The 19,713-nt window shown below is 66.4% G+C and carries 18 protein-coding genes and 2 pseudogenes; 13 read left to right on the forward strand and 7 right to left on the reverse strand.

Annotated features, from left to right (window positions below; genetic code table 11):
- Positions 1-28: 28 nt before the first annotated feature.
- Positions 29-169 (forward strand): hypothetical protein, encoded by a 141-nt coding sequence (locus B1A87_RS12715; RefSeq protein ID WP_185982421.1) that lies wholly within the window; start codon positions 29-31, stop codon positions 167-169.
- A 94-nt stretch (positions 170-263) separates the two neighbouring features.
- Here the strand turns inward: B1A87_RS12715 and purH are convergent, their stop codons facing one another.
- A complete protein-coding gene (gene purH, locus B1A87_RS12720) occupies positions 264-1,934 on the reverse strand; it encodes a bifunctional phosphoribosylaminoimidazolecarboxamide formyltransferase/IMP cyclohydrolase (protein WP_078030190.1) in 1,671 nt (556 codons plus the stop codon).
- 152 nt (positions 1,935-2,086) lie between these two features.
- On the opposite strand from purH, the gene B1A87_RS12725 reads away from it, so the two are divergent.
- The gene (locus B1A87_RS12725; RefSeq protein WP_078030191.1) at positions 2,087-3,439 is read left to right on the forward strand and encodes an MFS transporter; all 1,353 of its coding nucleotides are present in this window, start codon (positions 2,087-2,089) and stop codon (positions 3,437-3,439) included.
- 73 nt (positions 3,440-3,512) lie between these two features.
- Here the strand turns inward: B1A87_RS12725 and B1A87_RS24665 are convergent, their stop codons facing one another.
- Positions 3,513-4,367 carry a collagen-like protein gene (locus B1A87_RS24665; protein ID WP_221937578.1) on the reverse strand — a complete coding sequence of 285 codons (855 nt, stop codon included), beginning with the start codon at positions 4,365-4,367 and terminating at the stop codon, positions 3,513-3,515.
- A 170-nt stretch (positions 4,368-4,537) separates the two neighbouring features.
- Positions 4,538-5,134, reverse strand: coding sequence for a phosphoribosylglycinamide formyltransferase (gene purN, locus B1A87_RS12735; protein ID WP_078030193.1), 597 nt, complete (start codon positions 5,132-5,134; stop codon positions 4,538-4,540).
- A gap of 39 nt (positions 5,135-5,173) precedes the next feature.
- On the opposite strand from purN, the gene B1A87_RS12740 reads away from it, so the two are divergent.
- Entirely contained in the window at positions 5,174-5,608 is a 435-nt protein-coding gene (locus tag B1A87_RS12740; RefSeq protein WP_078030194.1) for a hypothetical protein, read from the forward strand.
- A 40-nt stretch (positions 5,609-5,648) separates the two neighbouring features.
- Here B1A87_RS12740 and B1A87_RS12745 read toward each other — a convergent pair whose 3' ends face one another.
- Positions 5,649-6,971: a DUF6350 family protein gene (locus B1A87_RS12745; protein ID WP_078030195.1), complete on the reverse strand. Its 1,323-nt coding sequence runs from the start codon at positions 6,969-6,971 to the stop codon at positions 5,649-5,651.
- 176 nt (positions 6,972-7,147) lie between these two features.
- Here B1A87_RS12745 and B1A87_RS12750 point away from each other — a divergent pair, with 176 nt between their 5' ends.
- Positions 7,148-7,609 carry a DUF4383 domain-containing protein gene (locus B1A87_RS12750; protein WP_260680819.1) on the forward strand — a complete coding sequence of 154 codons (462 nt, stop codon included), beginning with the start codon at positions 7,148-7,150 and terminating at the stop codon, positions 7,607-7,609.
- Positions 7,610-7,767: 158 nt separating this feature from the next.
- Positions 7,768-7,853 (forward strand): annotated as a pseudogene (locus tag B1A87_RS25030) (aldehyde dehydrogenase family protein); the annotation flags it as partial.
- Positions 7,854-8,189: 336 nt separating this feature from the next.
- On the opposite strand, the gene B1A87_RS12755 reads toward B1A87_RS25030, so the two are convergent.
- Positions 8,190-9,296 carry an IS110 family transposase gene (locus tag B1A87_RS12755; protein WP_144275667.1) on the reverse strand — a complete coding sequence of 369 codons (1,107 nt, stop codon included), beginning with the start codon at positions 9,294-9,296 and terminating at the stop codon, positions 8,190-8,192.
- A 284-nt stretch (positions 9,297-9,580) separates the two neighbouring features.
- Complete coding sequence (locus B1A87_RS12760) at positions 9,581-9,760, reverse strand: hypothetical protein (RefSeq protein ID WP_078028474.1); 180 nt, start codon at positions 9,758-9,760, stop codon at positions 9,581-9,583.
- Positions 9,761-10,181: 421 nt separating this feature from the next.
- On the opposite strand from B1A87_RS12760, the gene B1A87_RS12765 reads away from it, so the two are divergent.
- A complete protein-coding gene (locus tag B1A87_RS12765; RefSeq protein ID WP_139362831.1) occupies positions 10,182-10,925 on the forward strand; it encodes a hypothetical protein in 744 nt (247 codons plus the stop codon).
- 526 nt (positions 10,926-11,451) lie between these two features.
- Here the strand turns inward: B1A87_RS12765 and B1A87_RS12775 are convergent.
- A complete protein-coding gene (locus tag B1A87_RS12775; protein ID WP_078028476.1) occupies positions 11,452-12,036 on the reverse strand; it encodes a MarR family winged helix-turn-helix transcriptional regulator in 585 nt (194 codons plus the stop codon).
- 328 nt (positions 12,037-12,364) lie between these two features.
- On the opposite strand from B1A87_RS12775, the gene B1A87_RS23910 reads away from it, so the two are divergent.
- The 7 genes and pseudogenes from B1A87_RS23910 to B1A87_RS25035 all read left to right on the forward strand — a co-directional run bounded on the left by B1A87_RS23910 (position 12,365) and on the right by B1A87_RS25035 (position 19,143).
- Entirely contained in the window at positions 12,365-13,339 is a 975-nt protein-coding gene (locus B1A87_RS23910) for a hypothetical protein (RefSeq protein WP_260680820.1), read from the forward strand.
- Entirely contained in the window at positions 13,336-13,758 is a 423-nt protein-coding gene (locus B1A87_RS12785) for a phage holin family protein (protein WP_078028478.1), read from the forward strand. Before B1A87_RS23910 ends, B1A87_RS12785 begins: the two co-directional genes overlap by 4 nt.
- Positions 13,755-14,351, forward strand: coding sequence for a DUF3618 domain-containing protein (locus B1A87_RS12790; RefSeq protein WP_144275809.1), 597 nt, complete (start codon positions 13,755-13,757; stop codon positions 14,349-14,351). Before B1A87_RS12785 ends, B1A87_RS12790 begins: the two co-directional genes overlap by 4 nt.
- Before the next feature lie 276 nt (positions 14,352-14,627).
- A complete protein-coding gene (locus B1A87_RS12795) occupies positions 14,628-16,064 on the forward strand; it encodes a flotillin family protein (protein ID WP_078028479.1) in 1,437 nt (478 codons plus the stop codon).
- Positions 16,057-16,305 carry a hypothetical protein gene (locus B1A87_RS12800; protein WP_139362833.1) on the forward strand — a complete coding sequence of 83 codons (249 nt, stop codon included), beginning with the start codon at positions 16,057-16,059 and terminating at the stop codon, positions 16,303-16,305. Before B1A87_RS12795 ends, B1A87_RS12800 begins: the two co-directional genes overlap by 8 nt.
- Positions 16,306-16,439: 134 nt before the next feature.
- On the forward strand, positions 16,440-17,735 hold the full coding sequence (locus tag B1A87_RS12805) for a glycosyltransferase family 1 protein (RefSeq protein WP_260680821.1): 1,296 nt from the start codon (positions 16,440-16,442) through the stop codon (positions 17,733-17,735).
- A pseudogene (locus tag B1A87_RS25035) lies at positions 17,732-19,143 on the forward strand (UDP-glucose dehydrogenase family protein). The gene B1A87_RS12805 and the pseudogene B1A87_RS25035 overlap by 4 nt, the downstream one beginning before the upstream one ends.
- Positions 19,144-19,713 lie beyond the last annotated feature (570 nt).

A 19,713-nucleotide genomic window follows, 5' to 3' on the forward strand; every position in this document is an offset into this window, starting at 1 on the left:
ACTGCCCCGCGATGAAAGTGGCGAAGCTGTGAGCTTCGCCCAGGTCAGCCAGACGCCGGAGGAAGTCCTGGCGTACTGGACGCCGGAGCGGATGACCCTGGCAAAGCCCCGGGAGATCAGCCTCCCGGAGGCGGCAGGCGAACCTGACACACAGCGTGAGGACAACTGAACCAACGTTAACCGCCCGACGGCGGCCGCCCCCTTGAGGGGCGACCGCCGTCGGGCGTTTCACCAGTTTAGACAAGCCCAACCGGCGCCTCGGCCTAGTGGAAGAAGTGGCGGGCTCCGGTGAAGTACATGGTGATCCCGGCAGCGTTGGCGGCGGCGACGACTTCGTCGTCCCGGACGGAACCGCCGGGCTGGACCACGGCGCGGACGCCGGCGTCGATCAGGATCTGCAGTCCGTCAGCGAACGGGAAGAACGCATCGGACGCAGCCACGGCGCCGCGGGCACGCTGCGGGGCGCCGCTGGCGTCGGTGTTGGAGGCACCGCCGGCACCTTCGACGTCGGACTCGACCTTCACGCCCAACGTGTTGGCGCGTTCCACGGCCAGCTTGCAGGAGTCGAGCCGGTTGACCTGGCCCATGCCGATGCCGACTGCGGCACGGTGATCGGCCAGCAGGATGGCGTTGGACTTGGCGGCACGGCAGGCGGTCCAGGCGAACGCGAGGTCGGCCAGCGTGGCGGCGTCAGCGGCTTCGCCGGCGGCGAGGGTCCAGTTGGCGGGGTTGTCACCGTCGGCGTCAACCTTGTCTGAGATCTGCACGAGCACGCCGCCCGAGACCTGGCGGATTTCGGCCGGGTAGCGGCCGTAGCCCTCCGGGAGGGACAGGAGGCGGATGTTCTTCTTCTTGGAGAGGATCTCCACGGCTTCCGGCTCGAAACCGGGCGCGATGACCACTTCGGTGAAGATGCCGGCCACGGTGCGCGCCATGCCGGCGGTTACGACGCGGTTGGCTGCGATGACGCCGCCGAAAGCCGAAACGGGGTCGCAGGCGTGCGCTTTGGCGTGGGCGTCCGCGATGGGGTCCGCGGCGTCGGCGGAACCGACGGCCACGCCGCACGGGTTGGCGTGCTTGATGATGGCCACGGCGGGCTCGGCGAAGTCGAACGCGGCGCGGAGGGCTGCATCGGCGTCAACGAAGTTGTTGTAGCTCATCGCTTTGCCGTGGATCTGGTCTGCCTGGGCGATGCCTGCCGGAGCGGCCTTGTCTACGTAGAGCGCGGCCTGCTGGTGCGGGTTTTCGCCGTAGCGGAGCACCTCGGAGCGTTCCAGTGCGAGGCCGGCATAGGCAGGCCAGTCGATGACGCCGTCGCCGTCCTCGTCGAGGAACTGGCTCGCGGTCCAGGTGGCCACGGCGGTGTCGTAGGTGGCGGTGTGGGCGAATGCCTTGGCGGCAAGGCGCTGGCGCGTCTTCAGGTCGAAGCCGCCTTCAGCGGCGGCGCGGACAACGTTGCCGTAGAACGTGGGGTCCACCACGATGGTGACGGCGGCGTGGTTCTTCGCCGCGGAGCGCACCATGGCGGGCCCTCCGATGTCGATCTGCTCCACGACGTCGTCCTGCGCGGCGCCGGACTTCACGGTCTCCACGAACGGGTAGAGGTTGACGACGACGAGGTCGAATGCCTCGATCTCCATGCTGGCCAGGGTTTCCATGTGGGCCGGGACGCGGCGGTCGGCCAGGATGCCGCCGTGGACGCGCGGGTGGAGCGTCTTGACGCGGCCGTCCAGCATCTCCGGCGAACCGGTGACTTCCTCGACTTCCTGCACCGGGATGCCGGCGGCGGCGATCTTCTTGGCGGTGGAGCCGGTGGAGACGATTTTGACGCCTGCTTCGTGCAGGCCCTTGGCGAGCTCCTCCAGACCGGTCTTGTCGTAGACCGAGATCAGGGCTCGGCGGATGGGAACACGGTCTAGCTGCGTAAAGCTCACAAAGGTCTCCGTCTTTTGACACGGTGGGTGCCGCGGTTGGTGGGGATGTGGCCAGTTTATCGCGTTGCCGGACGTGGTCTTCCTGCCGGCCGGAGTGTGAAGGCGGCGCACCCCGGCCGCGCCGCAACGTAAGGTTTTAACAGGAGGCCGAAATGAACATTTACACCACTGTGCCCAGCGGCGAACAGGTGGTCCAGGAATTGCCGTGGCGTTGGAAGGTCCAGGGCAGGATCTTCGTGATCGGCGGCCTGGGGTTCATGTTCGATGCGTGGGACGTGACGCTCAATGGCATCCTGATCCCCCTGCTCTCGACCCACTGGCAGCTCACGCCGGGCGAAGCCGGCTGGATCGGCACCGCCAACCTGATCGGCATGGCCCTCGGCGCCTTCATCTGGGGCACCATCGCGGACACCATCGGCCGGAAGAAGGCCTTCACCGCCACGCTGCTGATCTTCTCGCTATTCACGGTGCTCGGCGCCTTTTCCCCCGATTTCACCTGGTTCTGCGTGTTCCGGTTCATGGCCGGATTCGGCCTGGGCGGCTGCATTCCGGTGGACTACGCGCTGGTGGGTGAATTCACTCCCCGGAAGCAGCGCGGCAGGGTCCTCACGGCGATGGACGGCTGGTGGCCGGTGGGAGCCGCGCTGTGCGGTTTCGTGTCCGCCGGGCTGGTGGCGGCCTTCGCGGACTGGCGCCTCACCATGCTGGTGATGGTGCTGCCGGCCCTGCTCGTGTTCTGGGTGCGCCGCAGCGTGCCCGAATCCCCGCTGTTCCTGATCCGCAAGGGCCGCCGCGAGGAAGCAGCCAAGGTGATCGACGAGCTGGTCCTGGCCACCGGAGCCGAACCGCGTGCCTACAGCCTGCCCGACCCGCAGGCCGTCCCGCGCCTTTCACCGGGCAGCGCATGGCAGCAGCTGCGCGGCGTCTGGCAGTTCAACTGGAAAATCACGGCGGCGTCCTGGGCGCTGTTCCTGAGCATCCTGCTGGTCTACTACCTGTCACTGACGTGGATGCCCCGGATCCTGATCGGCGCCGGGTTCGCCGAGTACAAGGCGTTCCTGACGACGGCGGGAATGGCCGCCGTCGGGCTTCTTGGCGTCGTGGCGGCAGCGCTGCTGGTGGAACGCGTGGGCCGCAAGTGGCTGCTGGCCGTCACCGGACCGCTGTCCGCCCTGACGCTGGTGATCGTGGCGTTCGTGGTGGACATTCCGGCGGCGGCCGTGTTCTGGCTGCTGGTGTTCGGGTTCGTGGTGCAGGTGGCCATCCCCGTCCTTTACACGTACGTCTCCGAGCTCTACCCCACCGAGCTCAGGGGATCGGGCTTCGGCTGGGCGTCCACGTTCTCGCGGCTGGGGGCAGGCTTTGGCCCGCTGGTCTTCGCGAATTACTTCTGGCCGGAGCTGGGGCTGGCAACGTCCTTTGCGCTGGCCGGCGGCCTGGTGGTGCTGGCCGTGCTGTGGATGATGTTCTTCTCCCCCGAGACCCGTCAGCGCCGCCTCGAGTAAGGCCTGGCCTGATGAGCTATCACTTGCAGTGCTTCTGAGCCTTGGGAACCACCACAAGTGATAGCGCAACGGGTTACTGGATGCAGGTGACATGGACGGTGATGGACAAGTTGTCCTTACTCTGAGACACCGACCAACCGGTCTGCGTCCCGACCGTGACCGGTTTGCTTGCCGTCACCTGGTTGCTGGAGGTCGTCAGCAGGGCGCTGAAACCGCCGCCGATGGCGACCTTGCCGACGGGGCACAGGGCTGAGACTGTGAAGCCCGAGCCGCTGACCGTCACCACGGAAACGCTCGTGGAGGCGGCAGCTCCGGTAGCGCCCGTGGCTCCGGTAGCGCCTGTGGCACCGACGGGCCCGACGGCGCCCGTCGCACCGGTCGCTCCGGTGTCACCCTTTTCGCCCTGGATGCCTTGGATGCCTTGGGCGCCGGTGGCGCCGGTATCGCCCTGGATGCCCTGCGCTCCGGTCTCGCCGGTCGCCCCGGTCTCACCGGTATCGCCCTTCTCCCCTTGGATGCCCTGCGCACCGGTCTCGCCGGTCGCCCCGGTCTCACCGGTATCGCCCTTCTCACCCTGGATACCCTGCGCACCGGTCTCACCGGTGTCGCCCTTCTCACCCTGGATGCCCTGCGCACCGGTCTCACCGGTGTCGCCCTTGTCCCCCTGTGCACCCGTTTGGCCGACGAGTCCCTGAATTCCTTGGTTACCCTGGCCGCCTTGGACGCCCTGAATGCCCTGGATATTCCAGGAGATCGGCGTCTCCTTCTTGGTGTCACAGGACGCGCCGGCGGGAAGCACACGCAACTGGCCGCCGTTGTTGTTATTGAAACAGGCGCTGATCTCGCCTGCTGCAGGCGTGGTGGACGCCGCGTAGACGGCCGTCGCTGCCCCTGTTCCGAGAACAAGGGCAACGGAAAGGCACAACACCTTCGGACTGGTTTTGGCTAAGCTGAATTGGGACACGGGAGACCTCCAGGATCGGCATACGCTGAATTAGACGGTGTCAGCGTATGGCGCGGATTCTGCGCTCAACCAGCGTGGTGGGGTGCTTCCAGCTACCCGTCTTTTCGCCGGTCATACCCGTTTAGCGGGCCGGGTTACTCGCTTTTGAGAGTCGATGCCGCGCGGCGGTACTCGGCGGCGAGGGACCCGAGTGTGGACACCAGCAGCCGGCGCTCCACCACCTTGATCCGTTCGTGCAGTGTTTCCTCTGTGTCGCCGTCCTTGATGGCCACCGCCTCCTGGGCGATGATGGGCCCGGTGTCCACTCCGGCGTCCGCCCAGTGCACGGTGCAGCCGGTGACTTTCACGCCGTAGGCCATGGCATCGCGGACACCGTGGGCCCCGGGGAAAGAGGGCAGGAGGGCGGGGTGGGTGTTGAGGTATTTGCCGTCGAACGCGTCAATGAATTCCGGGCTCACGATCCGCATGAAGCCGGAGGACACCACGACGTCCGGCTGGTACGCCGCGACCGCTTCGGTCAGCGCCGCGTTCCACTCCGCGCGGTCCGCATACGCCTTGAAGTCCACCACGAACGTGGGGATTCCGGCGGCGGCGGAGCGGTCCACGCCGAAGGTCCCCGGCCGGTCCGCGCCCACCGCGGCGATCTCCACGTCCAGTTCCCGGGCTTGCACGGCGTCGATGACGGCCTGGAGGTTGGAGCCGGTTCCGGAAACGAGGACTACTATGCGCATTGGTCCAGCTTAGGCGGCTGCTCGCGTAGGCTGGAAAACATGAACCCCACCCCGGGCCCGAACGGGTCCCAGCGGACCAGGCATCCGCTCAGCGAGGCCGCGAAATCGTCGCTGCTGAAGACGCACACACTGTTCCGCATGTTCATCGTGGCCGTGCTGGGCTCGTTCTTCGTCTTCCAGCTGGACATCGCCTACCTGTGGCTCACGGCCATCCTGACAGCCGCCGGTATTGTGCTGGGAATCATCTTGCTCATCCGCGCCATCAAGCTCAAGGAATCCCGGCTTGTGCTCTTCGGCTCGATCTCCGGCCTGGTGGTGTCCGCCGTGATGGTCCTCATCGTGCTCACCTCGGCCCTGTTCTACAACCAGGTTCGTGACTACCAGCAGTGCGCCCGGCATGCCCTGACCAGCAAGGCCAGCACCGATTGCCGGGTCCAGCTGGAAGACTCGCTGCCGGGCCAGTTCCGGCCGTAAGCCCTCTTCTGCCGCGGGTCACTTCAACCCGGCCGCGGGGCTACTTGCCTGGTGCAGCCCCGAGGTCCGCTTCTTCCCGCAGCTGCTGCCGGCGTTCCAGCCAGGGTCCCGCCGCGTATCCGACGACGACGCCGATGCCCACTTCCGCGGCCAGCCAGACCGCCGTCCACAGCGGGTCCGGGCCGATGTCCGTGAGGCGGCCGATTCCGGCCGATCCCCGCGCGATCCAGGCCAGGACACCGGCCAGCACCCCGGCGGCCACGCCGATGATGCCGCCGAGGACCACCGTGGAGGCGGCAGCGGTGAACCAGCGCGTGCGGACCTTGATGGACAGCCATTCGTCGAAGTGGTTTTCGCCTTCGCGCAGGAACCACCAGCCGGCCAGGACACCGGCGAGCACAGGCACCACGAGGGCCACGAAGCCGAAGTCCAGCGGGCCGGCCGGAATGGCCGCAAACACCGGGACGGACGGCAGCGGGCCGACGGCCGTGCCGAGCGGACCCACCTGCGATCCGGCGCCGAGCGCAAAGCCCGAGCCGGACACCCAGGCGAGCGCGAACACGGCGAGGTTGGGGATGAAGCCGAGCTGGGCAATGGTGAGCACCGCGCCTCCCATGGCTCCGGCGTCGAGCCCTTCATAGACCGCCACCACGAGGTTCCAGTGGATGAAGAGGTCCGCCGCCAAAAGCGCCGAGGACATCGCCACCGCCGCCATGACGGCCACGAAACCCGCTTTCGCGGCGGAGGCCAGGTAGGACCCGGCCCAGCGGGAGTGCTGGCTGGTGCGGGCAATCCAATCCACGGCGTCGACGCCGATCAGCCGGCTCCATGATCCGGCCTCGCGCCGTGCGCCGATCACCATGCCCAGGGCAAAGGGGACCAGGGGCAGCAGGGCGGCCCACCAAAGGAACACCTCCACCTCGTCAGTCCGGCAGACGAAGCCGGTGGCGATGCCAAAAGCCGAGTAGACGAGCCAGGAACCCAGCAGCGCCTGCCACAACTGGTCCGTGTAAGAAGCCCGGGCGAGGCGCCGGCCGGCACGCCAGGCCAACAGGAACGGGATGAGCGTCAGGCCGAGCGGGATGAGCGAGAGCGTGCCGGTTGCCGGCCGGGCCGCGGCACCCTCGGCAACGGTGGTCACGTACAGCGGCACGCCGTGGATGACCAGCCATGCCTGGCCCGCCAGGCGGGCCAAAACGTCGAGGTGCGTGTCGCGGAAACCGGACGTTGCCCACACCGCCGCGATGGGCGCAATGACCGCCAGGGCGGAAATGATTGCCGCCTGGGCCGACTCCAGTCCGCCCTGCAGCCATAGGGGCATGGGGAGGCCACGGTCTCCGGTCTGATCAGCGCGCAGTTTCATCGTGTTCCATCGTGCCATGGGCGGCCCCGCCCGGCCGTTTTCGACAGGCTCAATCCCTTGAGAAGACGGCGTGGCGAGGGAGTCGGGAGGGCCCGTCATAGAGGCCATGCCCAGCGCTTTTTCGAGGGTACGGACGTAAAATTAGCATGTCCGCAATCAGTGGTTGGAGGCAGAAAATGACTACCGCATCCCCACATGCACACGGCGTTCACTTTGGTCGGGCAGACGTCCAGAACGCTGGCATGGGTGTTGGTATTGTCGCGTTGGTGGCTGGTGTACTGGCATTTGTCCCAGGCATCACCGCCCGGTATGGCGAACTGATGTTCCTTGGGCCTGATTCGCACGCCATGTTGTTTGGCCTGTTCCAGGTATCCATCCTGCTCAACGTTGTGCAGTTGGTTATCGGCGGAACCGGCTGGGCGATGTCCCGCAGTGAAATGGGTGCGCGCAGGTTCCTCATGGGCGCCGGGGCGCTGTACATCATCCTCAGCATCTACGGGCTCAGTGTCGGAGTGGATTCGGCGGCCAATTTCCTGTCGCTGAACATGACGGATAGCTGGACCCTGTTGGTGGTGGGTGTACTGATGATTGCCGCCGGCTGGATGTTCTCGCGGCATCTGGCCGAGGACAGGAAATAAACCCGGAACGCGAACGCCGGGAACTAGGAGCCGCGAATGAGTAGATATCTAATCTGAATATTCGTACTACCGGTTGGTGCAGGTGACCCGCGCAGATTCGTGGGCAGCTGCACCAGCTCTGTGTCGGGGGACATCCCACACCCAAAACCGCCAAATACGCACTTCAGGATGCCGGGCTGCCGCAGGCGTGTTCAACGTGGTGCACGGCAAGGGCCGCGTGGTGGGCGACGACCTGGTCCTCGACACCGTCAGCCCCATGCGTGCCGTGGTGAACACCTGATATGTAGGTATTTCTTGTCAAGGGGGCAAGGGTGAGCGGTCCGAGACTGGGTGTCTTGGACCGCTCCTTTTGTGTTCCGTTCCTTGGGCCCGTCCGGGGCTGGCTGGCGCGTCGTGATCGACGGGCGCTGTCAGACTGATATGCGCGGGTTGGTTACCGCAGGACGAGGTGTTCGGCTGGAGGGGTGCCGCTGGTCTAGCAATGTCGGGCGTCACCGGAACTACCCGGTTGTCCATAGGTGTTTCGCGGGTCTCCTCCACGCTGCCAAGCCATCAGGACAGGGCCGGGAACGGCACACGTCTATTCATCCGTCCACGGCTGCTCCTGTTGGACCGCGGCGGCGAGGGACCAGCACCAGCCGGCCAATTCGCGGGCGACGGCGACATTGGCGATGACCCGGCGTTTGTGCCGGGCTTCGAACTGCTCCCACTTGTGGTGCAACCGGTGGTTCCCCTGGTGTCCGCGGACCCGGGAGGCCTCGTCGGCTGCATCCCAGCGGGAACGCATGTCGCGGCTGGCATTGTTGTAGGGGCGCCGGTGGTGCCACGCGGCCTCGACCAGCAGGCGTCGGGCGTGGGTGTTTCCGGTTTTGGTGATGGCTCCCTGGGACCGGGACGCACCGGAGGTATGTTCGGAGGGGACAAGACCCAGATACGCGCCGATCGTGGAGCCGGTGAAGCGGGTCCAGTCGCCGATCTCCACCGCCAGGCCGAAGGCGGTGAGCACCGAGATGCCGCGCAGACACATCAGCGCCCGCACGACCGGGGCATACGGCTCGGTCGCCGCCATCGCCGTGATCTTCGCATCCAAACGGTTGCGGCGGTCCAGCGTCAGCTCTGCCATTTCCAGGCCGGCCTCGTACGCAGCCTCCAGGGCAGGATCGTCGAAACGCTGCCGGTGCAGCCAGGTGTGGTGGGCGTCGGTCCAGGCATGGCCGCCGGAGTAGACCAGACCGTGGCGCAGCAGGAGCTTCGAGATCCGGTGCCTTGCCCGCATCAGATCCGAACGGACGTCCTCGCGGGCACGTACCAGATCACGGGCCGCCTCCTGAGCCGGACCCGGGACCCGCACCGGGGTAATTTGCCCGAGCAGCGCCAACCGGGCCAGATGCTCTGCATCGCGGGCATCGGTCTTCACCCGGTCCCCGGACGGCCGCTGGAGCTTGGACGGCGCCGCGACCAGGCATTCGACCCCTGCGGCTGCCAGCAACCGGGCCAGGCCGAATCCCGTTGGGCCTGCCTCATAGACAACGCGGACCGGACCCGGCAATCCAGAAATCCACTCGGCGATCCCGGCATCGTTCGCGGCGAGGCTCTGACGCAGGATCTCGCCGGTCTCACGATCGATCGCGCAGCCCTTCACACTGCGCGCATGGACATCCAAACCCACGTAGGTACGCTTATTCATGGCTGGAACCTCCCGACGTTCAAATGTGGCTCTACCAGTCCACACCCCCGCCTCTTGGTGGCGGAACAGACCGTGGCCCGGCAACCCACGAACCTCTTTGAACCCGAGGTTCCAGTCCTACATCAGGGACCGGCCCGCCACACTTCATATCGTCTAGCAGTCCCGCAAAACCAGGCGCTGCGGCTTCACCGCCGGCATCTCCCCCGATTCGCTGGCGCCTGCCGGCACCCATGACCGCCACCTCCTCAGACCCCCACCTGCGGAGGCGGCACCTCAACAGGGTTCTAGAAGCGGATCAGGGAGTACGGCTGGCTCGGCAGATTGCCCGCCGTCCAGGGGCGCTGCGACGGCTCGGCGGGCATGTGGCCGCGTCCCGCGCGCAGGACTTCCCTCACCGTGGCGGCAATGGCCACAACGGCAATCACTGCCAGAACCAGCAGGACGACGGCGATCGAACCGGACATTCCTCCAACACCTCTTGCTTTAATTTTACGGCGGAGGAACCGGCGGATCGCTGTCAGCGGCCCACAAATCAGCGGCCAAATTGGCGCTGGGATATTTTTTGTCTAGACGGAACCGCTGGCCGGGCATATTCTGGTTTCCCATTGCCTCTGGGGGGTGTATCGGATGGGCGGCAGCAGCGTGCGTCTCGTTTGCTCTGTTGCCGTGCGCTCGTTCTTGGCCCCCGCCATCCTTGCCTTGGCATGGCTGATATGGGGGTCCGCCGCTGCGGAGGCCTCGACTTTGGATGCGGGCCCGGCCGGGATTGCTGCCAGTTCCGCTTCAGATCTCATTGCGTCGCCTGCCGCAAAACCGTTGCGGGCTGCGCCTGCCGACCCGGCGATCCCGAACCTCAAGGCTCCCGTCGCCACCACAATTTCCGCCGTGGCGAGCACCGCAGACTCCGTGACCGGAACGGCCAGCGCTGTGGTGGGCGCCGCCAACACCACAGTGGGCAGTGCGACGGGCGCCGCCAACACCACAGTGGGCAGTGCGACGGGCGCCGCCAACACCGTCGTCGGCAGTGCGACGGGCACCGCCAACACGGTAGTCGGCGAGGCGGCCGCCGTCGCATCAACGGTGACCAAGCCGGCGGCCCCGGTGTTGGCGGAAGCGAACGAGGTCATTGGCGTCGTAGAGGGCGCTGTTCCCTCCGTACCGCCGGTGGAATCGCTGCCGGGCGTGCCGCCGGTAGTGACATCCCCGCGGGTCGATGCCCCTGAAGCTGCCGCAGCGGATAAGGCGCAAGCCGCACCGTCCCTCGGCGCAGGCAACGAATCGAAAGCCACTACACCCGCTCGCGCCACAGCAGTGCCGACATTCGATGTGGCCGGCCCGTCGCTGGCGCAGCTTCAGATGACAACTCCCCACCGGCCTGAGGCAGCCGGAGCAATCCGGTCGGCACCCCTTGGCCTGCCCCGCGCCACGCTGCCCCTGGAACCGGTCGCATCCCTTGCAGAGGGCCCGTCCGGATCGTCGTCCTCAGCGGCACAAGGTTCCGGCGTCCAGGCGGCCGACGTCGCCGGATCTTGGAGCGGCATGAACCTCCGTTCCGGCGCACGGACCCATGACGCCAGCCAATCCGTCCCTGCCAGCCCCGCCTTCGATCCGGGGTCTTCTCCCGACTGAACAGGTCAACTCTGCCCTCATCACGGCAGAAATGACCACCTGCGCCATCGGCGTACGGCTCAAAAGTTCAGTCAGGAGAAAATGTCATGTCTACACACACCCAACTTCCCGCTGCCCCGCGTCCTGCCCTGCAATCATCCGGAGCCGTTCGCGGCCACTCAGCCCAGGCCCGGTCGGGCATCGGAAACTGGCCCGATCCCATGTCAGGAATCATCGGCAACGGGCCGGACCCGATGGGCCGGCGCAGCCTGGCTGCCAGGTCTTAGGTCGCCTCGGTCAACCGAAGAAGTCCTGGAAGGGATCACTCAGCAGAATCACGGACGACGTTTGTGCCCGCGCTGCCAGGCGGCGGCGCGGGGACGACGTTGAAATCCGTCACCCTAGACGTACCGGCCACCCGGCGGCCACCCGCCGTCCGGGCGCCCTGGGCTCTCAGCCCGCACTTAGGGAAAGGCCCTGTTTAGGGCCACGGCGTTTGAAGCCCGGGCATCGCGCAAGGCCCCAGCGCCTTTTGAAGCCTCAGGGTCTATGAGTCCTCAGTGAAATCCGTTACGTCCGGCGCCCGGTCGGCGGACTGTTGCGCTGCGCCCGGAGGCGTCGTAGCGCCAGGGTTCTCCGTGGCCGTGGGGCGGTCCGCTCCGCTTGGCGCCTCGGTCGCCGCTTCCTCCCTGCCCGTCGCACGAGCCCGGTGCGGACCGGGAAAGTAGCTGATCACCCGCGCCAGTTCGCGACTCAAGACAGCCCCCTCGGCCAAGTTCGGCGGCAGGGCATCCTTCTCCACCTCGCGGGCAGCCGCCAAGGCGCCAAGCCCTGCGTCCGTGATGGCCACATCATTGCTGCGCCTGTCGCGGGAACTCGACGTGCGCGTCACCAGACCCTCGCCTTCAAGCCGCGCGAGCACCCTGCCGAGCGACTGGCTGCGGACTTTGATCTCGGCGGCCAGATTCTCCTGATTGAGCGGACCCGCGGTGAGCCCCTGAAGGGCAATGACGGCCGCGTGTGTGAGCCCCAGGTCTGCAAGCGCCTGATCTTGGCGGCGCTGGATGAGTCGGGCTGCCATGGACAGCAACTGATGAGGGCCCCACGGCTCAGCGTCAGCATTCGGGACCATCGGTGTCATCCTTCTTTCTCAAGTCTGAGTCGGTCGGGAGCCCGGCCCTCGACGCTGGAAAGCACCAAGGTGGCTGGCCAGGACGCGTCACCGCCCGTGAACTGCCTGAGCGCCGGAGTTCTGCGATGCCGGCGGCAAGTACCGTCAACGCCGTCGGTATCGATCCACTCCACCATAAGCATGCTTACCATCCCGGGGGCAAGCTTCCTTCGGTTATTCCCGAGATTGCAAAGGGTACTTACTATTTAATAGTAATCATGCTTACTATTGCATGCCAGCAATGCTGGTTCCTGAAACAGCAGCTGACCTTTTCGGAAAGAGAGCGAAGATGACAGAGAACCAATGGCCGCAGGACGGTAGCCTCACCGTTCCCCCGGCTACACAGAACTCAACAGCATATGGCTCGGGCCTCTCCGGGAGCCCAGCGTCAGCCTCGAAGACCGACACGGCCAAAGAAGAAGCCGCGAACGTGGCCGACCAAGCAGCAGGGGCCGCCCAGAACGTGGCGGGGACGGCAAAGGCGGAGGCAGCGAACGTTGCCTCCGAAGTGAAGACGAACGCCCGGGACCTTCTGCACCAGGCGAAATCTGACCTCACCAGCCAGGCAGGAACGCAACAGCAGAAGGTCGCCGCCGGACTCCGGAACATCTCCGGCGAACTGCACAGCATGGCCAGCGCCTCGGACCAGCCCGGTGTCGCCTCGGACCTGGTTCGCCAGGCTGCGGAGCGCTCACAGGCGGTCGCTTCCTGGCTGGACAACCGGGACCCGGGATCACTGCTGGACGAGGTCAAGTCCTTTGCACGCCAGCGCCCCGGCGCATTCCTGCTCATCGCGGCCGGGGCAGGCGTCCTGGCAGGCCGGCTGGGCAGGAGCCTGCAGGCCGGAGCCCCGGACGCCAGTTCCGCGACGGGCACGACTGTGCCCCCTCAGCCGGTCCAGCCTCCGGTGGCCGAAGGCATCGTCGGCGCGGGCGCCGGAGACGCGGGCGCCGGAGAACCGTTCTACGACCATGCTGAACTCAGCGAGCCTGCCTACACCGCCACCGCCTATGGAGAACCCGCCAGCGCGGAACCGGCCTACGGCGAGCCGCCCTACGGTGAGCCCGCACCGGGCGCCCCGGGGTATGGTCAGCCCGCCTACGCCGAACCCGCCAGCGCGGAACCGGCCTTCGGCGAGCCCGCACCCGGCGAACCCGCTTACGGCGAACCCGCTTACGGTGAGCCACGGGGTACCACCGCGCCCGGCGTTCCGCTGCGCGATGCAGATGACCCCAATGCCGAGGGTGAAGGACGCCACCTGTGAGCAGCGAAATTCCGTCCACACCCGCACACGCCAAGGCGGACTCCACCTCCTTGGGCGATCTCCTCGGGGAGGTTTCCCGGGACATATCGACCCTGATGCGCCAGGAAGTGGAACTCGCCAAGGCCGAAGCGAAGCAGTCCGCAACCAAGGCCGGCAAGGGCGGCGGCATGCTTGCCGGCGCCGGCGTGGCCGGGCACTTCGTCCTCCTGTTCCTGTCCGTCGCACTCTGGTACGCACTGGGCGAACTGATGGGCCTTGGCTGGTCCGCCGTCGTCGTCGCAGTGCTCTGGGGCATCATCGCGGCGGTACTGGCATCGATGGGCCGCAAGGAACTCAAAGCGATCAAGGGCATGCCCCAGACCGTTGAGACCGTCCAGGAAATCCCGCCCACCCTGAAACCCAATGGAGACCACCGATGAGTGAAAACCCGGACGCCATCCGCGCCGACATTGAAGCCACCCGCGCGCGCCTCGGCACTAACGTGGACGCGGTTGCTGACAAAGTAACACCGTCCAACATCGTCCACAGGCAGACCGACAAGGTCAAAGACGCCGTATTCGGAGTGAAGGAGAAAGTCATGGGAGCAGCGGACCACGCTTCAGGCGGCGTCCACTCGGCCACTAGTTCTGCCGGATCGACCATTGGCGACGCGGGCTCAGCCATCGGCGATGCGCCGCACAAGGCAGCCGTGAAAACGCAGGGCAATCCCCTTGCGGCGGGGCTGATCGCCTTCGGCGCCGGGCTTCTCGTGTCGTCGCTGATCCCGCCGAGCCAGAAGGAGCGGGAGGCTGCCGATGCCCTGAAGACAGCCGCGGAACCGGTCACCGCGCAACTGACCGAGGCCGCAAAGGACGTCGCCCAGGGCCTCAAGGAACCCGCCCAGGAAGCCATGGAAAACGTCAAAGCCACGACCACCGACGCTGCCGAGCACGTCAAGGGAGAAGGCCAGGCGGCCGTCTCCGACGTCAAGGACAGCGCCACGGACGCCAAGGACCGCGTCCAGAACACCTAAGTCTCTGACGACGACGACGGCCGCCTCGCCTCCGGGCAGGGCGGCCGTTTTCGTGCCAGCGCCAGATGGCTACTGCCGGGTACGTGCCCAGATTCCGGATGGCGGAATTGCTGGACTTCTGCGCTCTGACCTGCCCAAACTGTCTATTACAGCTGGGATTCCCGCAGCTCGAGGTTCACCAGCGTTGCTGTTCCTGCAGTCAACCAAGCAGGATTTAGCTTCCGTCTTTGGGGGTCTCCCGTTAGACCATTTTGATTGCTCGGAAAGGACCCGGCCATGGAGAACCTGGCAGCCTTCCTCCCCCTCATCGCCACCATCGCGGCGGTGCTCGGCGGGATTGCGGCGATTTGGCTGGCCGTGAAGCTGATGTGGAAGGTGGCTGAACCAAACGAAGCACTCATTATTTCCGGGCTGACGCGCGGCACGCTGGAGAACACCGACGGGATGGACTTCAAAATCGTCACGGGCAAAGGCGCCCTGGTGGTCCCCGGGCTGCAGACGGTCCGGGCCCTCTCCCTGACGCTGAACGAAACGGAACTCAAAGTCTCCTGTGTGACGTCCCAGGGCATCCAGGTGATCGTGGACGGCGTGGTGATTTACAAAATCGGCGACGCCCCGGCCTTTATCGCCAATGCTGCACGTAGGTTCCTCGGCCAGCAGCCAAAAATGGAAAGCCAGGTCTACAACGTCTTTGAAGGCCACCTGCGGTCAATCATCGGCAGCATGACGGTCGAGGAAATTATCCGCGAGCGCGACAAACTGGCATCACAGGTCCGCGGCGCGAGCGGCGTAGAGATGGAGAAGCTCGGCCTAGTGGTCGATTCACTGCAAATCAAGGACCTGCAGGATCCCACCGGCTATATTCAAAACATCGCCAAGCCGCACATCGCGCAGGTCAAGATGGAAGCCCGCATCGCCGAGGCCACCAGGAACCGCGAAGCGGCCGAGAAGGAAGCCGAGGCGGCGGCGCAGATTGCCGACGCGCAGAGCGTCTCGGCCATCAAGCAGTCCGTGGCCCAGGCCAATGCCGAACGGGCACGCGCCAACGCAGCACAGGCCGGCCCGCTGGCAGACGCAACAGCGCGCCAGCAGGTGGTGGTCCAGGAAACTGAGGTGGCCAAGCTTGAGGCCGACCGTGAGGAGCAGAAACTCCAGACCACCATCCGCAAACCCGCCGATGCCAAGGCGTACGCCCAGCGGACCGAGGCTGAAGCGCAGAAGGCCGCCGATATCAGCGCCGCCGAAGCACGGGCCAAGCGCACCGAGCTCGAGGCCCAGGCCAACGCCCGGCGGGTGGAAGTCGAGGCACAGGCAAGCGCAACTGCCGCCGCGGCCATCGCCGGCGCCACGCGGGTGACAGGTGAAGCTGAAGCCGCCGCGACGAAGGCACGCGGCGATGCTGCCGCCTCCGCGATCAAGGCCAAGGCCCTGGCAGAAGCCGACGGCATCAAGGCCCGCGGTGAGGCCCTCGAAAGCAACCAGGACGCCGTCATCGCCCAGCAGCTGGCGGAGAACATGCCGGCCATCGTGGCAGCAGCCGCGGAACCGTTCGGCCATGTGGACCAGCTGACGGTCCTGAACGGCGCCGACGGCCTCAACAGCATGGTCGGCGGAATCCTCTCCCAGGCCGGCACCTTCCTGCCCCGCCTATCGTCCGCGCTCAAGAACGGGCAGGATCCGGCCAAACGGCCTCCGAAGACTCCCGGTGCATAGGAATGTGGACCGGAGCCTGACCGGAAAGATCGGCAGGGTCACCGGTTTGATCGGGCCAGGAACCATCGGCGAGGTCATGCTTCCGTACCGGGGCGGAACCAGCGCCTTCCATGCCCACCCGTTCGACAAGGTCAGTGTCTTCCGGGTCGGGGAAAAGGTGCTGGTGATCTACTTCGAACCGCCCCAGACCGTCTACGTGGACGAGCTGCCGGACATCCTCCGGCCCGACACCGCTGGTTGAGCCTGCCGAAACCCGCCGAACCCGCCGCGCCGGTTGAGCCTGCCGAAACCCGCCGACTTCGTGTTAACCCAACCTTCCCCTCCCGGTAACGCCTGCTCCCCCGCAGTGTCAGACGCCGGGCACACCGTGGAGGGGTGAGGATCGCAATCGTTGCCGAATCATTCCTGCCGCTGATGAACGGGGTTACGCACTCCATCCTGCGGGTGCTGGAGCATCTGCAGGAACGGGGCGATGAGGTGCTGGTGATTGCGCCGTCGACGTCGGACACAGATGTTCTCGACGTTGTGCACGGGGCCGTTGTGCACCGGCTCCCCTCCGTGCCGCTGGCCGGATACACGAACGTGCGGGTGGCGTTGGGCGGTGTGTACCGGGTCAAGCGAATCCTTGCCGATTACGCACCGGACGTGGTCCACCTTGCATCACCGTTCGTCCTCGGCTGGCGGGCGGCGCAGGCGGCGCACCAGCTGGGCATCCCCACCGTGGCCATCTACCAGACCGAGGTTCCCAGCTACGCCGCCCGGTACGGCGTGCCGTTCCTGGAGAACTGGGCCTGGAACCGGGTGGAGAACATCCACCTGCTGGCCTCCCGGACGCTGGTGCCGTCCACCTTCGCGCTGAACCAGCTGCGCGGCCGCGGGATTCCGCGGGTGGACATGTGGCGGCGCGGTGTGGACACCGCGCGTTTTGCGCCGGGAAAGCGCGACGACGGCTGGCGGGCTTCGATGGCGCCCGGCGGCGAGCGGATCATCGGCTACGTGGGCCGGCTCGCGATTGAGAAGCAGGTGGAGGACCTGGCCGTGCTGGCCGATGTTCCTGGCACCCGGCTGGTGATCGTGGGGAACGGGCCGCAGCGGGAGGCCCTTCAGGAGGCCCTGCCGGACGCCGTGTTTGCCGGTTTCCTCGGCGGCGAGGAGCTGGCCCGGGCCGTGGCCTCCTTCGACCTTTTCGTCCATCCCGGCGAATTCGAGACCTTCTGCCAGACCATCCAAGAGGCCATGGCATCGGGCGTTCCGGTGGTGGCCACGGGCCGCGGCGGCCCGCTGGACCTCGTGGAAAATTCCCGCACCGGGTGGCTGTACGAGCCCGGCGACCTGGCCGGCCTGCGCCGGCACGTCATGGACCTGATGGGCGACGACGCCAAGCGCCGGGCGTTCGCGGCTGCAGCCCACGCTTCGGTCCAGGGCCGGACGTGGCCGGCCCTGAGCGCGGAACTGGTCCGGCACTACACGTCCGTGATCGCGGGTACCCCGGTCTCGATTTCCGCTGATCGAGCCTGCCGAGATCAAGGCCCCGCGAGACCGTTGGTTGAGCCGGGGCCCACGCCGGCAGGGTCCCCTGGCCGAGCTTGCGAGGTTAGGGTGCCTGCGGGGAGCGAAACCGGAGCCGCCCGCGAAACCCGAGCCCGCGCCCCTGAAGGAGTCCCCCTGTGAAAATTTCCGTGATCGGCTGCGGCTACCTCGGCGCCGTGCACGCGGCCACGCTCGCGTCAATGGGCCACACGGTGGTGGGGATCGACGTCGATCCCGCCAAAGTGGACCACCTGGCGCGCGGGTTCGCACCGTTCTTCGAACCGGGCCTGGATGAGCTGCTCCGTGATGGCCGGGCGACCGGCCGCCTCACGTTCTCCACGGACTTCGCGGATGCCGCATCCGCCCAGGTCCATTTCCTGTGCGTGGGCACGCCGCAGTCCAAGACGTCCGACGGCGCCGACCTTACCTACCTGGTCTCCGCCACCGAAAGTCTCCTTCCGCACCTGGGCCAGGGGTCCGCCGTCGTCGGCAAATCAACGGTGCCAGTGGGCACGGTGGACATGCTCGGCGGGATGCTGGCTACCCGTCCGGACGTGCTGCTGGGCTGGAACCCGGAGTTCCTGCGGCAGGGCACTGCCGTGAAGGACACGCTGGTGCCGGACCGGCTGGTGTACGGCTGTCTCTTATACACATCTAGATGTGTATAAGAGACAGGGAGGCCGCCTTCGAGCGCGGGACCGGCGCGGCGCGAGGCGTGACGGCGGTGCTCGACGCCGTCTATGAGCCGCTGCTGTGCGCCGGCATTCCGCGGCTGGTGTGCAATTTCGCCACCGCGGAGCTGATCAAGTCGGCGTCGAACGCGTACCTGGCCACGAAGGTCAGCTTCATCAACGCGATGTCCGAACTGTGCGATGCCTCCGGCGCGGACGTCACCGAGTTGAGTGAGGCGATGGGCATGGATCCGCGCATCGGCAACCGGTACCTGCATGCCGGGTTGGGCTTCGGTGGCGGCTGCCTGCCCAAGGACATCCGCAGCTTCCGGGCGCAGGCGCAGGCGCTCGAGGTCCGGTCCGTGGACGACTGGATGGGCGTGGTGGACGCGATCAATCTCGGCCAGCGGGCACGCACCGTTGGTATCGCCCGGGAGCTGTGCGCCGGACATCTGGCCGGCCGGACAGTGACGGTGCTGGGTGCTGCGTTTAAGCCGGCAACGGACGACACCCGCGACTCCCCCGCCTTGGACGTCGCCCTCCGGCTCGCAGCGGCAGGCGCGCACGTGACGGTGACGGATCCGAAGGCCATCAACAACGCCTGGATGCGCTACCCGCAGCTGCGTTTCGAGGCCTCTACTAAGCGGGCCCTGGAAGGCGCCGAGCTGGTGTTGCTGCTCACCGAATGGGATGAGTACCGCGAGCTGTCGCCGGCCGCCGTCGGACAGCTTGTGCGACGGCGGGCGGTGCTGGACGCACGGAACGTGCTGGACGCTTCGGCATGGCGGGCGGAAGGCTGGACGGTCCGCGGTCTCGGGACGAACCAGCATGCCGACGTTCCGCTGGCTGAGCCCGCCGAAACCCGGACCGTCCGCTAACCGAGCCTGCCCGGGCTGGTTGAGCCTGTCCAAACCCCGACATCAACTATCGCCGCCCGCATCAACTGCGGGTTGAATCGTCAGCCTCACCGCGGCCATCTGAACCGCGGCAAGGCTGACCGTTAATTGACGATTAGGTTGTGCAGTGGGCCCGCGGTATCAAGCCAGTGCGGCACAGATATCGATGCTCGTACCGCTTGTAGTGAGGGACGTGAGCGTGGAACCATCAGCCTTGAGCGTGTAGACAATTCGACCGTAGTACTGCGTGCTGCTGGGGCCTTGAGGATTGTCAGTCGGAAAGAGAATAATTCCTGCGGTACCCGTCTCGGTGACCGTGAACGTTCCGTCCGGATTGGTTACTGTGCTCCGGTTCGAACCAGTTGGCCGAATAGTTATTGATTTCCCGGTGTCGAGATTCGTATAAGTAAGCGTGTATCCTCTTCCCGCCTGGAGCGTGCGCAGGGTCTTCCCCTTCCGGTCAACGAATGTCCTCACGGTCACGTTTGAGCCGTCGGCGTCAACCCTCAATGCAAAATCGGGACAACCTTGTCCGGCCGGCAGATCGGCCGA

Origin of the sequence: Arthrobacter sp. KBS0703 (assembly GCF_002008315.2) — a bacterium.
Lineage (GTDB): Bacteria > Actinomycetota > Actinomycetes > Actinomycetales > Micrococcaceae > Arthrobacter.